This is a genomic window from Variovorax sp. dw_954 (genome assembly GCF_018449755.1).
GTDB lineage: Bacteria > Pseudomonadota > Gammaproteobacteria > Burkholderiales > Burkholderiaceae_C > Variovorax.
The window spans coordinates 103,966-120,302 of sequence record NZ_JAAVVD010000018.1; the positions used below are offsets into that span (position 1 = coordinate 103,966).

Consider the following 16,337-nt stretch of genomic DNA (forward strand, 5'->3'; position numbering starts at 1 on the left):
ATGATTGCTAGCACTATGAAGGAGTGACAGCAAATGCCCACGCTCACAATCCGCGACTTTCCCGAAACGGCGCACGCGGCGCTGAAGATCCTGGCGGCGCGCAGGGGAGGGCGCCGCAGTGTCGAGGGCTTTGCTCGCAACGTCCTAGTCGAGGTGGCCACGAGGCAGTCGTCATCGACTCCAGGCTTTGGCGACCAGCTCGTCGCGATCGGGCGGCAGTTGCACTCCGCTCTCGCGGCGGCCGGCGAGCGCCTCAGCAACGAGGATGTCGACGCGCTGTTCAAACGCTCGGACGAAAGCGTCGAGCCGGCGAGCTTTGAATGATCCTGCTCGATACGAACGTCGTCTCCGAACTGATAAAGCCGCAGCCCGCCCAGAAGGTGGTGGACTGGTTCAACCTGCAGGCGCCGGTCGACCTGTGCATCTGCGCCACCACCGTGATGGAGATGCTCTCCGGCGTCTCGCGCATGCCGGTGGGGCAGAACCGCACGCGCGTGGATCAGGCCGTCAACGCCATCATCCCGCGATTCCAAGTCCTTCCGTTCGACGAGTTCGCGGCGCGCTCATACGCCCAGTTGACGGAACGGGCGTTGGGGGTAGGGTACAACGTCACGATCGGCGACGGACAGATCGCGGCGGTTGCGCACTCCGCCGGCATCACTACGGTGGCCACTCGCGACACGGGGCCGTTCCTCGCGATGGGCCTGACTGTCATCGACCCGTTTATGTGACTTGGCGCTCGATGAGGTAGCGCACGGTTGAGGCGTACCAGCGCCCGCCGCGCTTGTTCTCGATGCCTTGGGCGTCCAGGTGCCGCGCGATCGAGCGCAGCGAGGCGCCGGCGCGATTCCGGTGCAGAATCTCGCCCACGACCTGGACCTCGTGGGAGGGGTGATCTCGGTTTCGGTGCATTCAATCAATAGGCCCTCTGCAGCGAACGAGCAAAGATCTCCAGATGTCATGCTAGTGGCCAGAATCAGGACAACTTGGTGGCGAATGCCAAGAACGCCATCGCCGCCTCCGGGGAGGCGCTGGGCAACCACGAAGGGCTGGCGGAGCGAGCAGCCATCAGGCTTCAGCCGTGATATCGGCGAGCAGGACAATGGCACTTCGGCACAATGGCGAAAATGTTCAGCGAGGCTCTGAGGCCATTGCCGGCTTGCCGGCGCCACAGCACTCCCCGCTATGCGCGCGCATGGCCGCGGTTCGCCACGCCAGTCACGGCGTCAGTTACGGTCGGTGAACACATACACAGGTTGCTCGCCGAGCACGACCGCGATGATGACTGAACACGATACGTTCGCAGCCCTGAAAGCGGAGAACGCTCGGCTGGTGGCGTTGCTGGAATCGCACAGGATTGAATGGCGCACAGCATCATCGCCAGGGCCGGCAACGCCCGCCCCAGCCCCAGAGACGAAATCGGAATCCGAGCCGTCTCGCCTATCAACCCCAGAGAAGGTGGCGCTGTTTCGGCGGCTATTCCGTGGCCGCACGGATGTCTATCCTGTACGCTGGGAAGGCAAGACCTCAGGCAAATCGGGCTACGCGCCCGCCTGCGGCAACGAGTGGCGGGCCGGCGTTTGCGAGAAGCCACGCATCAAATGCGCCGACTGCACCCACCGTCTGCTGATCCCCTTGTCCGATGCGGTGATCTACGACCATCTGGCCGGCAAGCACACGGTGGGGGTCTACCCGCTGCTGGAAGACGACAGCTGCCATTTTCTGGCCGTCGATTTCGACGAGGCCGAGTGGCAGCATGACGCCCGAGCGTTCATGCAGGCCTGCAGCGAGTTGGGTGTGCCAGCGGCACTGGAGATTTCACGCTCTGGCCGCGGCGCCCATGCTTGGGTCTTCTTTGCGGGGCGGGTCTCAGCACGGGATGCCCGGCGCCTCGGGACGGCCGTCATCAGCCACACCTGCGCACAAACCCGGCAGCTCAAACTGGCATCCTACGACCGCCTGTTTCCCAATCAGGACACGATGCCCAAAGGCGGTTTCGGCAACCTGATTGCCTTGCCGCTGCAAAAAAAGCCGCGCGAGAACGGCTGTAGCGTCTTCGTCGATTTCGATCTGCGTCCGCACCGCGACCAGTGGGCGTTCCTCGCGTCCATCCAGCCTATGGAGCCGCACGACGTCGAGCCGACCATCCTGCGGGCAACCGGCGGCGCTCACCCCCTTGACGTGACCTTCATCGACGATGAAGACTTGGCCACGCCATGGAAACGCAAGGCCACCACATCAACGAAGCTGGCGGGAGCGATGCCCGAGGCGTTGATTGTGACGCTGGCCAACCTGATCTATTTTGAGAAAAGCGAATTGCCCCAAGCATTGGCCAATCGCCTCATCCGGTTAGCGGCCTTTCAGAACCCCGAGTTCTACAAGGCCCAGGCGCTCCGGATGTCTGTATGGGACAAGCCGCGTGTGATCGGGCAAGCCGAGAACTACCCGCGGCACATCGCGTTGCCGCGCGGCTGCCTCGACGCCGCCCTGGCATTGCTGAAAGAAAACGATATTCGCTGCGACCTGCGAGACGAGAGGTATCGTGGGGAGCCTATCAATGTCAGCTTCTTCGGCGACTTGCGGCATGACCAGGAGGCGGCTGTCTCGGCCATGCTGCGTCACGATGCGGGCGTGCTGTGCGCGCCGACCGCATTCGGCAAGACGGTCACGGCGGCCGCCCTCATTGCCAGACGCGGCGTGAACACCCTGGTACTGGTGCATCGAACCGAGCTGCTCAAGCAATGGCAAGAGCGACTGCAAGCATTTCTCGGCGCAGGCAAGGACATGGTGGGCACCATTGGTGGCGGAAAATCCAAGCCCACCGGCAGGATCGACATCGCCGTGATGCAGTCGGTGTCCCGTCAGGGAGAGGTCAATTCGCTTGTCGAGACCTACGGACAGGTCATCGTCGATGAATGTCACCATGTTGGCGCCACATCGTTCGATGCCATCCTCAAACGGACCAAGGCGAAGTTCGTGCTCGGCCTGACCGCCACGCCGATTCGCCGCGACGGCCAACAGCCAGTCATCTTCATGCAATGCGGGCCTATCCGGCATACGGCGGCCAGACCGGCCAGCGCACCGCACGACCTGGAGGTGCTGCCGAGATCACGGTTTTCCCGCATCGATCTGCCCACCACAGCGGGCATTCAGAACGTGTTCCGGCACCTTGCGAATGACGTGTTACGGACGCAAGCCGTCGCGGCCGAGGTCATGATGGCCTTCGAGCAAGGCCGCAAGGTCCTGGTGCTGACCGAGCGCACGGAGCACCTTGAGGCCATCCTCTCGTCATTGGCAGTACAGCGGCCACCGCCATTCGTGCTGCACGGCCGAATGTCAAAGAAGCAGCGTATCGCCGTCATCGCCGAGCTTGACGCGCTGTCGCCGCTGGCGCCGCGCATCCTGCTCGCCACCGGGAAGCTCGTGGGGGAAGGTTTCGATCATCCGCCTCTGAATACCTTGGTGCTGGCCATGCCGGTTTCGTGGAAGGGCACACTGCAGCAGTACGCAGGCCGTTTGCACCGGGAACACGCCAGCAAGACCGACGTGCGGATCATCGACTTCGTCGATACCGGGCACCCTGCGTTGCTGCGGATGTGGGAAAAGCGTCAGCGAGGCTATCGCGCGATGGGATATCGAATAGCCATCAACGCGAGCAGTGGTGGTGAGTCGCCAGGCGACCTTGGAAAGCCCGCTCTCGCAAATGACCATGCTATGCAGAAAGAACTCATCACATGAGCCGGATCAACACTTGGCTCCCACCCGCGGGGGTGTCGTGGATGGATTTGTTGGAACCCAAGCAATTATGTTAAGCGCCGCCAGGCAGGCCACGTGCCGCGCGGGGAGGGCGGCTCGCGATCTGACCCATCGAATCGAGTGATCGGCGGAGCGCAGGACCAAGGCCTCGGCGAGGTGGCGACGCGTTCGAGCTCCATTGGAGCAAGCTGTCAAACGACATCAGGAACTGACTGGGGCAGTTTGTCGGGTCGCCTGTCACTCCGAGGTGGCCTCGGTACGCCCCGTGACGGAATGCTGTAACTCGGATTGATGCTCGACTCGAACTTCGCGGATCGTGTGTCCGCCCCCGACAAGCTGAGCCCACAAGCCGTCAAGTCGCGCCGCCCCGAAGGGGTGTTCATTCCGCTTGCCTCGCGCGTCGGGCCTCTAGCAGGATGGCCCGGTCGGAGCAAAGGCGACGGGCTTCCCTCGAAGGTCAATAAAGCTGAGGGGCAAGTCGCGTGGCAAGGGCAAGGCGGACAGCCCCAGAAACAGGCGGGCCTCACGTAGTCGCCAGGGATCTCAATTTGCCGACAAGATCTTCGGGTCCCGGCTTCCGGTATCGACCGGGCGTCATGTTTGTTCATACGCATCGCCTGCGAGAGTCCCGCTGGCGCAGGGCAGGGCCTTCGCATGAGCCGAACTGAGATGATGACACTCTGGCGCCTGGCCGGCCCGTCTTCCGGCCCAAGGAGTCCGCCATGCCATTCAGCGCACCCTCACCCGCGCGCATGCCGCCATTGGATTATTTGCTCGCCGACCAGCTCGAACCACCGAAACGCATTGCGCGTCACCTCGGCGTGAGCCTGCGCACGTTGCAACGGTGGAAGGCCAATAGCAACGCGCCGCGCACCGCCTATTTGGCGCTGTGGTTCGAGAGCCGCTGGGGCCTGTCCGCGCTGCACGCGCAAGCCTTCAATGAAGCCCTGCACGCCCGCGCGTGGGTCGCGTCATTGGAGCGGGAGTGCGAGCGGCTCAGAGACATCATTCGAGTGCTCGAGAGCGGGCAGGGATACCCGGCGGCCAATCTCGGGATTTTTCACTCCATATAGGCACAAACCAGACAAGAAGCGCGCCCATCAAATGCGACGCTGCGGTCCAGCCGCCGCTGCTTGAATGCGGGCGGGGCATCGCTGGAGGGCACTGGACTGCAAGCGTCGCACGCGACGCGGTCGAGTTCGTGGCGGCAAAGGCTCCGGTAAACGCGGTGTAGATACATCTTGCCGGACCACACTTGCGAGTTCGTCCATCGTTCAGGGGAATAATCCCGATTTGGCAAGAGAAATAAGGCGTCAACAATGCGGAAACAAAGCTCCTCGTCGCCCAATTGGAGGTGACTCAGAGGATGAATCGACCACCAGAGTAGCCAATGTCCAAAACTGCCCGCGTCTACAAGATCGAACTTTTGATTCGCAATCGAGGGCATGTGAGCTTTCAGACGCTCCTGGAAGAATTGGAAGTTTCGCCGGCGACTTTGAAGCGCGACCTGGAATACCTACGAGACCAGCTTGGCGCGCCAATCGAGTACGACCGATTTCTAAATGGCTACAGATTCCTCCAGGAATACCGTGGTCACAAGCACGAACTCCCAGGCCTATGGTTCACAGAGCGAGAGCTCTACTCCCTGCTGATGACGAACCAGTTGCTGAGTGGACTCGGCTCCGAGGGTGCCATCAGTCGGCACCTGCAACCGTTGCTCGATCGGATTCACGAATTGCTTGGTCCGAGCGAGTCAGACGTCAAGACCTTGTTCAAGCGCGTGAAGATCATTGGATCCACAAGCCGGCCGGTGTCCGCGACGGTGTTTGAGCTTCTGGGCGAAGCGTTGCTCAAGCGCCATCGTGTCCATTTGCGCTATCACACGCGCGCCCGCGGCACGGCCAGCGATCGAGACGTCTCGCCACAGAGATTGGTGCACTACCGCAACACCTGGTACTTGGATGCTTGGTGTCATACGCGCGAGCGTCTGTTGCGCTTCGCGCTCGACGCGATAGAGGATGCGACGCAGTTGGACGTGAAAGCGAAGGACGTTTCATTGAAGCAGGTGGAAGCGGAAATGGACGGCGGGTACGGAATTTATGCAGGTGGGCATGCCTATTGGGTCACCCTGAGATTCAGTCCCAACGCGGCTTTGTGGGTGAGCCGCGAGAAGTGGCACGCCAATCAAAAAGGTGAATTGCAACCGGACGGGAGCTATGAACTGAGCCTTCCCTATACCGACCCGACGGAACTGGCGATGGACATCCTGCGCCACACCGGAGAAGTCTCGATTGTCTCGGACACCGGGAAGGTCGCCGACATCGTGCGGAATCGAATCGCGAACGCCTTCTCAATGATTGCGGTCAAGGATCATTGATCGGTAGCTAGTTTTGCGAGCGAATGCTCCTATGACGGCTAAGGAATGGAAATTGGCGGGAAATGATGCGAGGGCCGAGATACAGAAGGCGAGTGACAACCCCGGCAAGCAGGGCACGACGACCGGGCAGGTTACCGCATCTGCTCAGTCGCAGTGAATATCCGACGCGCTTTCATTCGGTGGCTCATCCAGTGAGCTTCAAGGCGGCGAAGCTATGTCCCTATGACTTCGAACCATACCTCCTCAAATTCCGTTCCCTCCTCTGAGTGCTGCATCGTGTTGACCCCGCGCCACGCGGGGCTGTGCACCGGAAGCGACAACACCCTGGATGTTCTCGTCCGCATTCAGGCGCCGGACGCGCCTGCCAACGAAGGCGGTCAGCGGCCTCCTCATGCGATTGGTTTGGTGTTGGACAAATCGGGGTCGATGAATGGCCAACCATTGGTGGAGGCACTTCGCTGCGCCGAGTTTGTGGTGTCGCAACTGCGCCCCACGGATGTTGCTTCAGTGGTGTCGTTTGATAATCGAGTGGAACGTCTGTGGCCTGCCGTTCCCATCGGCAACGGTGCGGGCGTTCGCGGCGCCATTGGCCGTATCCAACCTGGAGGCAACACCAATCTCCATGGTGGCTGGCTGGAAGGCGCCAACACGCTGGCCGACGCACCCAATGGGGCACTGCAACGCGTGATCTTGCTGTCCGATGGCTGCGCGAACGAAGGATTGATTGACAGCGCTGAAATTTCGGCCCAGTGCGCCGCTTGGGCGGCGAAAGGTGTGACCACAAGCACCTACGGCCTCGGCCGGAACTTCAACGAGGATCTGATGGTCGCCATGGCCCGGGCAGGCAATGGCAATCACTACTACGGCGACACTGCCGAGGATCTGATGGAACCGTTCCAGCAGGAGCTCGATCTGCTGGCCAATCTGGCATTGAGGGAGGTGACGCTGTCGGCAACTCCCTTCCAGCAGATCTCACTGACGCTGCTCAATGATTTGCAGAAGTCCGCCAGCGGTTGGCGCTTGCCGGATCTGGCCTGGGGCGCAGAGGCTTGGGCCATGCTGCAGGTGGTGATTCCGGCGGGAGCACTTCCTCCACCTGGCAAGCCTTTGCTGATTCTCGAGGTCGGCGTCAGTGGCGTTAGCCTGGAGGGAGTTCCAGTGACGCTGGAGCCTGCCAGGCTTGAGCTGATGGTGCTTCCCGACGCTGCATTCGGCGCGTTGGCCGAAGACGAGTTGGTGCGCCGGCGGTCCGATGAGCTGGCCGCGAGCCACATGCTGACCCAGATGCGCGCGGCGGCGATGGACAGGCGGTGGGATGAAGTCGACCGATTGCTCGCCGAAGCGCAGGAGTGCTTCAAGCGTAGTGAATGGGTGGGAAGCATCCTGTCGGCGATGAGTGCAATCGCGCGTAGCCGATCGCGCGATCGCATGATGAAGGAGGCGCGATATTCGTCCATGAAGTTGAATTCCCGTTTAGCGTCCAAGGATGAAACCGGATCTCCGATGAATCTGGAAGACCTGCCTGCATACCTGCGTCGCAAGCCGCTGCAGGGGAAGAGGGACCTCTGACATCAGTCCGAGGCGCTCGAGGGGGCATGGGTCAGGCGAGAAATGGGCATTAGTTCACGGGCCTCTGCGCTCAACTATTCAACCTGCGACTGAAAAGGTCGGTAAAATCAGTGCCGTGGCGCAGTGACAACGCAGCGCCCTCAACCCTACAAGGACGTGCACCGATGAAACCATTTCCGGCGACCAGGCTCAAGTGACGGCCTCCAGCGGCGACCCGGCGAATTCCATGAGGATCACGCCGCCGGTTACTGAGTACCGTGCGCCGACCCCGAAAGACCTGCAGGAGCTCAAGGAGCACTTTGGTCTCTCGGCGTATGAGATGGCGCGCCTGTTCGCAGTGCAGCCGGAGCAGTGGCGAAAGCACACGGGCGGGCAAGTGCCGCGCGAGATCAGCGTGACGCGGGCATTCTTCATGGCGGCATTCCAGGTGCTGACCGATGAAGAGATAGAGCGCGTGGTGGCGTACATGGCGAGCTTCGGCGCGCGCTGGAACATGGACGCCGACCCGCCGCCGCGCCCCGAGCCGCGCTACCGCCAGCGAAACGAAGCCTCCTGAGGACTGAGCCCCCATACAAAGGGGCACCGGTCCCCGTTCGCGGGACATCACGACAGGTTCCGGTGCAATTGATGCCCGGACAGCTTGCCCGAAACTCAGAGCCCATGAGCATCAAAACAGGAAAAACATGACTGCTTTCTCACCCCTCCATCTTCGACAGAACATCCTGGCCGCAAAGGCTGAGATTGAATCCGTGTGTCAGTTGCTGCTGGCCAACGAGAAGGAGCGCCACCTGGCGCTCAGCTACGAATGCGTCCGCACCGCCACCCAATTGAAGGACCTGATTGACAAGCAGGTCGTTCCAAGTGAGTACCGCGTTGCGGTGGTGGGCCGCTTCAAGGCCGGCAAGTCATCGTTCGTAAACGAACTGCTAGGCAGAAAGCTGGCTGGCGAGGAAACCAACCCCGAGACCGCAGCGGTCACCACGTTCCGCTACGGGCCTAGCGTGCGAGCGCGCGTGTACTTTCTATCGCGCGAGCAGTGGCAGAGCCTCAAACTGCTGCACAAGGACAACCCCAAAGACCTTGAGGCCCATCGCATCACGAACTGGCTGCGTTTTCCCACTCGCAAACCTGACGTCGGCGCTGACAAACCCGAGGTATTTGACGAGGCAAGGCTCACGGGGCTTGAGCGTGAGTACTTGGCCGACGGGGGCAAGTTCGTAGACTTGGTCGTGTCGGATCTGAATGATCGCAGAGCAGTCATCGCCTTCCGCAAGGAATTGAAGCAGTTCACCACAGGCTCGCGCCCGCACCACTGCCTCGTCGAGCGCATCGAGATCACCGCGCCATCACCACTGCTGGAGCAAGGCATCCTGCTCATCGACACGCCCGGACTGGGCGATACCGAGCGCTTCCGTGTCGCGCTGACCGAAGAGATCGTCAAAGACGTGGATGCGGTTCTGTTCCTCACCAAGTCGGGGCCGGCGTTCGATCAATCGGAAAAGGACTTTCTGCTTTCACTGTTGCGGCGAGGCACGGTCAAGCAGCTTGTGTTCGTGGTCACTCAGGTCGACCAGACCTACGAGCAGCACGTCAACGCCGCCAAGAGCGACGACGAGGACCCCGAGCCGATACAGATGCGCATTGAGCGCGAGCGCCGCCGGTTGCGAGCGGAGCTCGATTCGACGCTCACGGCGCTGGGCCAAGGTTCCGAGGATTCACCCGCTCTCGAACGCTATCGCGAGCAATTAGGTGAAATTGAACTCGTGTTCACGTCTGCCATCAACCATCGCAAGGCCACCGGGGGTGAGCTGGTTCACTTCCCTCTGCACCCAACAGACCCCGGTGGCATGCTGGACATGCAAGACAGGCTAATGCAGATCCTGTCGTCAGAGTCGCGACTGGCCCATGTGGCCCGGGCCCTGAGGTCGGGCGCCTCGAGCGAGATCGAGCAGATGCTGCGTGTCATCGAAGCCCGCCGCGCTGCGGTGCAGAGCGTGAACAACAGGGAGGTGGCCGAGCAGAAGCTCGGGGATTTTCGTCGTCTTTTTGGAGAAGCGGGCGATGCATTTTCGCGAACGGTCAAGGCAGATGCAGAGTTGCTAAAGCGGTCGGTGGATGGCGGTGTGAAGCTGGCCGAAGCGCGCATCGACGCAATCGTGATGTCTGCCGACAAGGTGCTTGGGGATTTCGAGTCCGACGACGCGGGGCGCCACTGGCGCACTCGGCGCAGCGGGACCTGGGGCTACATGCACGGTTTGCAGACCAAGGTAGCGAACTCGATCTTTCCGCGCGTGGCAGGGCTGCTTGGCGAACAACAGGCTGAGTTTGCGAACTTCGTCGAGAAGTTTGACGCTCATCTCGGGGGTCTCGCAGACTCCAGTGCGCGGATCAGCGAACAGCTCGACGTCGGGTCGGAAATCCGGGTCGATGTCGCCGCGCGGCTGCAAGACTTTCTGACTCGCTCGCTCGAAGCGCTGCAGGGGCTGATCGAGGCTGAGGAAGCAAAGATCATTCAATTGCTTGAGGACTTTGTGACCGACGATGTGTCGGAGCGCATCTCCTCCGCCCGCAGTGCCGTGGCAGGCGTCTGGGGTGCGGGAACCACCATCGGGCAGACGCGGGAGGTGAAGGCCTTCTACGCTCAGGTTCGTGCGATTCTGGCAACGGCTCTTGAAGGATATTTGCGTGCTAAGCACCACGAGCATGGGGAAATCCTGATTGGCCGTGCCAACGAGCTGCCGGACAAGGCGCTGAGCGAAGTTAAGGCCGAGCTTGAACGCATCGGCAAGGACATCACAGCCGCTGTCGAAGCGGCTTCAAGTGGCCAGAAGGTCTCATTTGAAAAGTTGGCTGCCGACTTGGCCAACGCGTTGAAGGAGGCATCGGAAAACATTGCGAGACTGTTTGGCGATGAGCCGGAAGTTGTCAGCCAACCCACGCAAATAGCGATGTCTGATTTGGTCACCATGACAACCTCACCTGTCCTCGTTACGGCGGAACGACCGCCAGCGCTTCAGCCCGCGCCAGTCACTACTGTCGGCGCACTGGCAGCGCCTGATTGGGACCGAATTCAGGAAGCTGCATCGCTCGTACTTCAGCAGTTTCGACTGCAGCCGGAGGAGAGCAACTGGGGATGGGGCAAGATCTTCGACGCGAAGCACCTTGGAGGTGCAACGCACGCGCTGTTGATTGACCCGTACATCGACCTCCCTCACCAGAGGCGGAATTTGCAAGAGGTGGTGCAGTGGCTTTGCGACACAGGGCCCGTCAAGACAATCCGGGTCATCACCGGACATCGCGATGAGCTGGAAACCGCCGAGGGCGACCAGCAATTGCGCCTGATCGCCGAACAGCTTTCGGGGCGAGGTGTCGATCTGAACTGGGAGCGTGATCGCAACGAGCACGATCGGTTCCTGATGCTCGACAACGGCATCGTCTTCAGGCTGGGCAAAGGGCTAGATATCTATCGCGCCACGCAAGGGCTCGCCGTTAACAACCCGATCTATCGACGCATCAAGAGCCGGACGACAATTGACGTAATGGGGCCGCGCCCAAGCTGATGCTGCGACTCGGGTCTGAAACAGCGCACTGCAATACTGCAATAGCACCGGGGTAGGTAACGAGATGGTCTGCTCGACCGCTCAGTTGGTTGAGGTGGGGAATCCCCACCTTGGTCAAAGGCGATGGAAATGTCGACAACCCCAGTCCGCCCAGCAGGGTCATTCGCTGCGGCTCAGGAGCGCGTGGAGCGCGCCTCTCTGCATTTGAGGCCGACCGAGTTTCGGCTGCGAGGGGCCACCTGCAGGTATATGCCGGAGAAGTCGACTCCTGCCAAGCCCATATCCCATACGCCCAATAGGTTCCGTCGAGCCGAAAATTTCTTCAATGAGTGCGTCAATCCGCTGACCATTGATGCCGCCGCGCTCATCGTCGTAGGTGACTACCAGGGTGGCGGCTTCTCCACTACCGTCCTCAAGCGGCAAGACACCATTCTCGCGGTACCAGGCAAGCTTTTTCCTCCAACGATTGGCGTAGCCTTTGTCCGCCATCATCCCGCAGTGCTCCCACAAGATGGTGCGCCCCATCAAGTGCAGAAGTACAAGCAACACCACCTGAAGCTCAGTCAGGTCGCCTCAGCCGCCAAGGCCGGCATCAGTGAACGCAGCGCGCGGCGCATCGAACACCGTTAGGCGTTGCCCTCTCAGCGCGAGGAGCGGACATGGCGCACCCGCGCAGATCCGCTGGCGCCGGTATGGGACAGCGAGATCGTCCTGTTCCTGTTGCTCGAGACCGACGGCGCACTCAACGCGGTGACGCTGCTGGAGGAACTGCAGCGCCGCTATCCCGGTGACTACGACACGTCGTCTTCTTCGCACAGGAGCATCCGCCGGGTCGTCTAGGGTTGTCGGACTTCACCGTGTGCGACGAGCTCGAGGTAGTCATCGCTGGGGTGGCTTTCCCGCATCGGATCAGCGACGACGCGCAGGTCGTGAATGGCCTGTGCTGAGAAGTGAAGTGGCCAGCACGTTCTTGATCGGTCCGCCGCAGTTTCCCAACCCTGCGTGTAGCGCGCATACCTGGGAAAGTTGCCCGCTTACTGATCGTCGTTCCATTCGTCAACGATGGCCAGCATGCCGGGATCCGGATCTCCATGACTCACGATTCGCACGTCCAGCCCCGCATCCCTGCACGAGTTCAGCGAGCGCCGGACCGCGGCCGAAATCCATCGTGGATCATTTCCGAAGACGCCTCCGCCCAATCTGGTCAGGAAGACAATGGGGTTCCCATTCATGGCGCGATTCAGCACCGCCGAGAGCAGGGTGGCTTCGTATGCCGCATCGAGCACCAGGCTGGCGAATCGAGCCCAACGCGCGGGATTTCGCACTCGGTTATATGCGACTGGAAGCGCAGAGCAGTACGCTTGCGAAACTCTGTGGCCCGCATCTCGGTCGGTGACCTCGACGTCCCGGTGCAACCCGATGCGCAGACGCAGCATGACCTCGTCGCGCTGCGTTTCACTAAGTAGTTCCAGTTTCGCGTCAACGGATGCTAGCCCTTGCTCGGTAGCGAAGCAGTACCCGTTCTGCATCTTCCACAAAGCGCCCTCGACATTGCCGAGCGCCGCACCGACATCGTGCAGGCAGTCAATCTGGCGGTTGGCGCGCTGCCCTGGATGTCCATGTACCGGAGCGAGATAGTTCCGGTAGATGGTGCCGGCACCAGCCGCGATGGCGCAAGCCGGCCCTTGCGTTGCATCGCCGGCGTAGCAGGTGACGCCGTCCTCCGGGATGACAGCGGGCCCGGTCATCTCCAGCAGGTTGAACTGCGACGCCACCTGAAACAGAGCGCCGGCATTTCGGCTGTCGCGATGTAGCTTGCGAGCATCGCCCTGGATGCACGAGACCCGCGTCGCTCCCTGTTCAGTTGTCCATTGCGCCGCACGTTGACGCAACTCGGAAAGTGTCGGCGTCTCCAGATGCCCCACAGCACAAGTGCGGTCGCTGTGCGTGGAATGCAGCAGGCCGTCCACAACGGAAAGCCTTGCCTGCGTGGTGTCGAAATCCCTTTCGACAAAGCCAGTGATCTGTTCGAACCAGTCCATCTGCATGCGCTTCAGCATTTCAGTTCTTGACGACCCACGGCCGGGCCATAGTCCATGACGTAGCGTGCCTGTGCCGGCGTCTCGATTGCGTGGGGTCGAACCCGTCGAATACGCTCGATGGCCTGGGTGGGCGCTACCCCGTGCTCCACCAGCAGGCAGGCTGCCACCGTCCCGGCCCGTCCCAACCCGCCTCGGCAATGGACCAGGACGCGCTGGCCGGCTGCCATTGTCTGGCGCAGCTGCGCAACTGCCGCAGGCCACTTGGCCTCGAAAACTTCATCGGGAACCTCGAGGTCGCGAATGGGCAAGTGATGCCACTGAATTCCCCGATCCCGAATGCGCGCGCCGAGCTCCGGCACACCCAATGAACGCAACTCGTGGACTTCGACCAGGGTGACGACGGCGGCGGCGCCCCAGTGGACGATCTTGTCGAGGTCTGCTTTCAGATCCCGCTGCCATGGCGCGCCAAACTCACTGGCCCCTTGTTTTCCGGGACACAAGGTCAAGCCTATCGCCCCGCACTCGAGGGGCACGGTGGCGATGTGAAGGGGATGGCTGATGCTCGTTCTGACGGTCGGGATGGTCTGGGTCATTGCGTATGAAATCCTGGTGAGTGTCGAGGACGGATACCAAAGGGCAAGGTCTCATTCGTCCGGGTGGTCGCAGATCGTGACGGTGAGTGCCCCCTCGAAGGAGTCCGGATCGAAGTCGACAGAGACCTCGTCATCGCCATAGTCGAAGGCGATGTCGTTGCTCACCTGCTGGTCCAATGCTTCGATTTCCGCCGCGTCGAGGGCCTGACCATCGATCCGATACACCCAGAAGCTGCTGTAGCCGACCAGTTCCAGGCGCTCCCAGGGCCACCCATAGAGGTCCGCCAGGTCAATGAACCTCAAGTCGGGGGCCGTGAGCAGGCATGCCGCGCCGTGCTGGCAGACGTCGAACACCAGCGAGTAGGTGGTTGCGGTGCATTGCGGGGCGTAGCGCTGCTCTGCCAGAAATGCCACGACGTCGAGATTGTCCAACTCCCTGAGCGCAGCCGTCGCGCGGACGAATTCGATGGTCCCTTCGAGCATGGCCGGCGCGTCAACGTCGAGCCCGAAGCGCTGCAGAATGGTCGCGAACACAGCGCCGTTGTCCTTCTCGAAATCCTGGCGATACGCCTGTTCCCATGCGTGAAGGAGGGCTGCGGGCGATTGCGGCTCGGTGGCGGTTTCTGTTTGCATATCGTGTGTGTCCGGTTCGGTCGTCTGGCCCATCAGTCGCTCGTCACAAAGCTGCAGGCGTCAAGCGGTTTGCCTTCCTCCCAGCGGTAGGCAACCAGCGGCCCTCCCTTGCCGGCGCTGTAGTCCACGCAGACTGCGTGGTCCGATTGCAGGCGCGGCGTCCCCGTCATCCAGTAATGACCAAAGAAGATGGGCTTGCGGCCGAGGTCGGGCAAACGCACCTGCGGCGGTACCGGCAGGTCGGGCAACGCCAATCTTTCGGGCTCGGGCAGCATGGCGATGTCGCGATAGCGCGTCGCGCCTTCGTTCCACCACTGGACCCGCACGCGGTGCCGGCCGATCCCATCCTTGTCCAGAAAGTCGTTGGCTGCAGGCAAAGGGATCTCAAGGCCTTTGATGAGCGCCTCGACCGCCTTGAAGACACTGGGAGTCGATGTGTCCTTCTCCTCGGGATCCACGGGCTCGGTGGTGGCATCGATGAGCAGGTCGCGTGTCAGCAGGTTTCCCCGCGCGAGTCGCGGAGCAAGCCACTCGATGAACGGCGCGTGCCAACAGGCGTGGACCACGCGCAGCCCGTCCAGGTCGAGCCACAAGGGCAGGGTGAGGAACCAGTCGACGAGCTCCGCGTGCAAGGTCGGGTTGTGTTCTACCTGAGCAAGGAACGCCTGGTGCTGGTGGCGGTTTTTCTGGCCCCAGCGTTCACTCAGGTGCGGGCGGAGGTATTCGCCGGGTTGGCGCAAGTCCGGCGTGTGCCAGGCGATTGCGTTCAATTCGTGATTGCCCATCACTGCCAACGCGCTGCCGGCTTCGACCATTGCGCGCACTGCCTGGACAGTTTCTACACCCTGAGGGCCGCGGTCGATGAAGTCGCCGACGAAGATGGCCGCGCGCAGTGGGTGGCGCCAGGCGCCGGAACGCTGCTCGTAGCCCAGCCGACGCAGCAGGCATTCCAGCTTGTCGTATTGGCCGTGGATGTCTCCAATGATGTCAAAGTCCATTCGATCTCCTATTATTGACATAATGTCACTATCATAACCTGTTATTGGCATGTTGTCACTAAGTAAATGGCCAAACTCCTCTTTCCGCTGGTATCCGCCGATGTGGCTATCTTCAGCATCGGTGATGGCGCTCTTCAGGTGCTGCTGGTGCAGCGTGCGCGAGCGCCGGCGGCGGGCGCATGGGCACTGCCGGGCGCGGTACTGAACCCTGAAATCGATAGAGACCTGGAAGCAACTGCTCGCCGTGCATTGCGCGACAAGATCAGCGTCGAGGTGCCTTACTTGTCCCAGCTGCACACCTTTGCCGGCGCCGACCGTGATCCGCGCGGCTGGTCGCTCGGCGTGCTGCACTATGCATTGCTGCCGAGGAACCGGGTGCAGGCCGTGGTCCGCTCCAACGTGGAGGTGGTGCAGTGGGCGGATGCCGACGCTGCCCTGCCGCCACTGGCGTTCGACCATGCCGAGCAGTTGGCCGCTGCACGCTCCGCCCTTCGCGAACGCGTCCGCGAACACGCATTGCCGCTGCACCTGATGCCCGAGCAATTCACGCTCACCCAGTTGCAGAAGGCCTGCGAAATCATCCTGGCGCATGGCCCTGACGACGTCGCAGTGTTGGACAAGGGGGCGTTCCGTCGGCGCTTTGCAAAGAGCGCGGACATCGTCGAGATTCCGGGCGCATTCGAGCGCGGGGCGCAACGGCCAGCGCAGCTTTTTAAGGTGGCGCCGGGCTTCCGCTTCTGATCCTCCAGCCGCCGGACCGCCCGGCGGAGCGCGAGATCCGTACTTTGCCGCGCTGAGAAACAACATAC

14 protein-coding genes and 1 pseudogene are annotated in these 16,337 nt (G+C 61.7%); 10 read left to right on the plus strand and 5 right to left on the minus strand.

Going from position 1 to position 16,337, the window contains the following annotated elements:
- The first annotated feature begins 33 nt into the window (after positions 1-33).
- Both HB681_RS25015 and HB681_RS25020 read left to right on the plus strand, forming a co-directional pair.
- Entirely contained in the window at positions 34-324 is a 291-nt protein-coding gene (locus tag HB681_RS25015; protein WP_213957572.1) for a hypothetical protein, read from the plus strand.
- Positions 321-731, plus strand: coding sequence for a PIN domain-containing protein (locus HB681_RS25020; RefSeq protein WP_213957573.1), 411 nt, complete (start codon positions 321-323; stop codon positions 729-731). Before HB681_RS25015 ends, HB681_RS25020 begins: the two co-directional genes overlap by 4 nt.
- Here the strand turns inward: HB681_RS25020 and HB681_RS25025 are convergent.
- The gene (locus HB681_RS25025) at positions 724-912 is read right to left on the minus strand and encodes a recombinase family protein (protein ID WP_256735092.1); all 189 of its coding nucleotides are present in this window, start codon (positions 910-912) and stop codon (positions 724-726) included. The two genes, HB681_RS25020 and HB681_RS25025, sit on opposite strands and share 8 nt — an antisense overlap.
- A gap of 366 nt (positions 913-1,278) precedes the next feature.
- On the opposite strand from HB681_RS25025, the gene HB681_RS25030 reads away from it, so the two are divergent.
- The 7 genes and pseudogenes from HB681_RS25030 to HB681_RS38335 all read left to right on the plus strand — a co-directional run.
- Complete coding sequence (locus HB681_RS25030) at positions 1,279-3,738, plus strand: DEAD/DEAH box helicase family protein (protein WP_345944744.1); 2,460 nt, start codon at positions 1,279-1,281, stop codon at positions 3,736-3,738.
- Positions 3,739-4,478: 740 nt separating this feature from the next.
- On the plus strand, positions 4,479-4,829 hold the full coding sequence (locus HB681_RS25035; protein WP_213957575.1) for a helix-turn-helix domain-containing protein: 351 nt from the start codon (positions 4,479-4,481) through the stop codon (positions 4,827-4,829).
- Between the two features lie 317 nt (positions 4,830-5,146).
- Positions 5,147-6,133 carry a WYL domain-containing protein gene (locus HB681_RS25040; protein WP_213957576.1) on the plus strand — a complete coding sequence of 329 codons (987 nt, stop codon included), beginning with the start codon at positions 5,147-5,149 and terminating at the stop codon, positions 6,131-6,133.
- Between the two features lie 276 nt (positions 6,134-6,409).
- The gene (locus HB681_RS25045) at positions 6,410-7,702 is read left to right on the plus strand and encodes a VWA domain-containing protein (RefSeq protein WP_213957577.1); all 1,293 of its coding nucleotides are present in this window, start codon (positions 6,410-6,412) and stop codon (positions 7,700-7,702) included.
- Between the two features lie 226 nt (positions 7,703-7,928).
- Positions 7,929-8,258 (plus strand): XRE family transcriptional regulator, encoded by a 330-nt coding sequence (locus HB681_RS25050; protein ID WP_213957578.1) that lies wholly within the window; start codon positions 7,929-7,931, stop codon positions 8,256-8,258.
- Positions 8,259-8,385: 127 nt separating this feature from the next.
- Positions 8,386-11,262, plus strand: a complete 2,877-nt coding sequence (locus tag HB681_RS25055) for a dynamin family protein (RefSeq protein ID WP_213957579.1) — start codon at positions 8,386-8,388, stop codon at positions 11,260-11,262.
- Positions 11,263-11,760: 498 nt separating this feature from the next.
- Positions 11,761-12,173: pseudogene (locus tag HB681_RS38335) on the plus strand (IS21 family transposase); the annotation flags it as partial.
- 123 nt (positions 12,174-12,296) lie between these two features.
- On the opposite strand, the gene HB681_RS25070 reads toward HB681_RS38335, so the two are convergent.
- From HB681_RS25070 to HB681_RS25085, 4 genes are read right to left on the minus strand one after another with little or no spacing between them, the layout of a single operon-like run.
- Complete coding sequence (locus HB681_RS25070) at positions 12,297-13,322, minus strand: hypothetical protein (RefSeq protein ID WP_256735093.1); 1,026 nt, start codon at positions 13,320-13,322, stop codon at positions 12,297-12,299.
- Entirely contained in the window at positions 13,316-13,897 is a 582-nt protein-coding gene (locus tag HB681_RS25075; protein ID WP_218628302.1) for a cyclin-dependent kinase inhibitor 3 family protein, read from the minus strand. The genes HB681_RS25070 and HB681_RS25075 overlap by 7 nt, the downstream gene beginning before the upstream one ends.
- Positions 13,898-13,948: 51 nt before the next feature.
- Positions 13,949-14,563: a hypothetical protein gene (locus tag HB681_RS25080; RefSeq protein ID WP_213957582.1), complete on the minus strand. Its 615-nt coding sequence runs from the start codon at positions 14,561-14,563 to the stop codon at positions 13,949-13,951.
- Entirely contained in the window at positions 14,563-15,528 is a 966-nt protein-coding gene (locus HB681_RS25085; RefSeq protein ID WP_213957583.1) for a metallophosphoesterase, read from the minus strand. Before HB681_RS25085 ends, HB681_RS25080 begins: the two co-directional genes overlap by 1 nt.
- Before the next feature lie 66 nt (positions 15,529-15,594).
- Here HB681_RS25085 and HB681_RS25090 point away from each other — a divergent pair, with 66 nt between their 5' ends.
- Positions 15,595-16,269, plus strand: coding sequence for an NUDIX domain-containing protein (locus HB681_RS25090; RefSeq protein ID WP_213957584.1), 675 nt, complete (start codon positions 15,595-15,597; stop codon positions 16,267-16,269).
- The last annotated feature ends 68 nt before the right edge of the window (positions 16,270-16,337 follow it).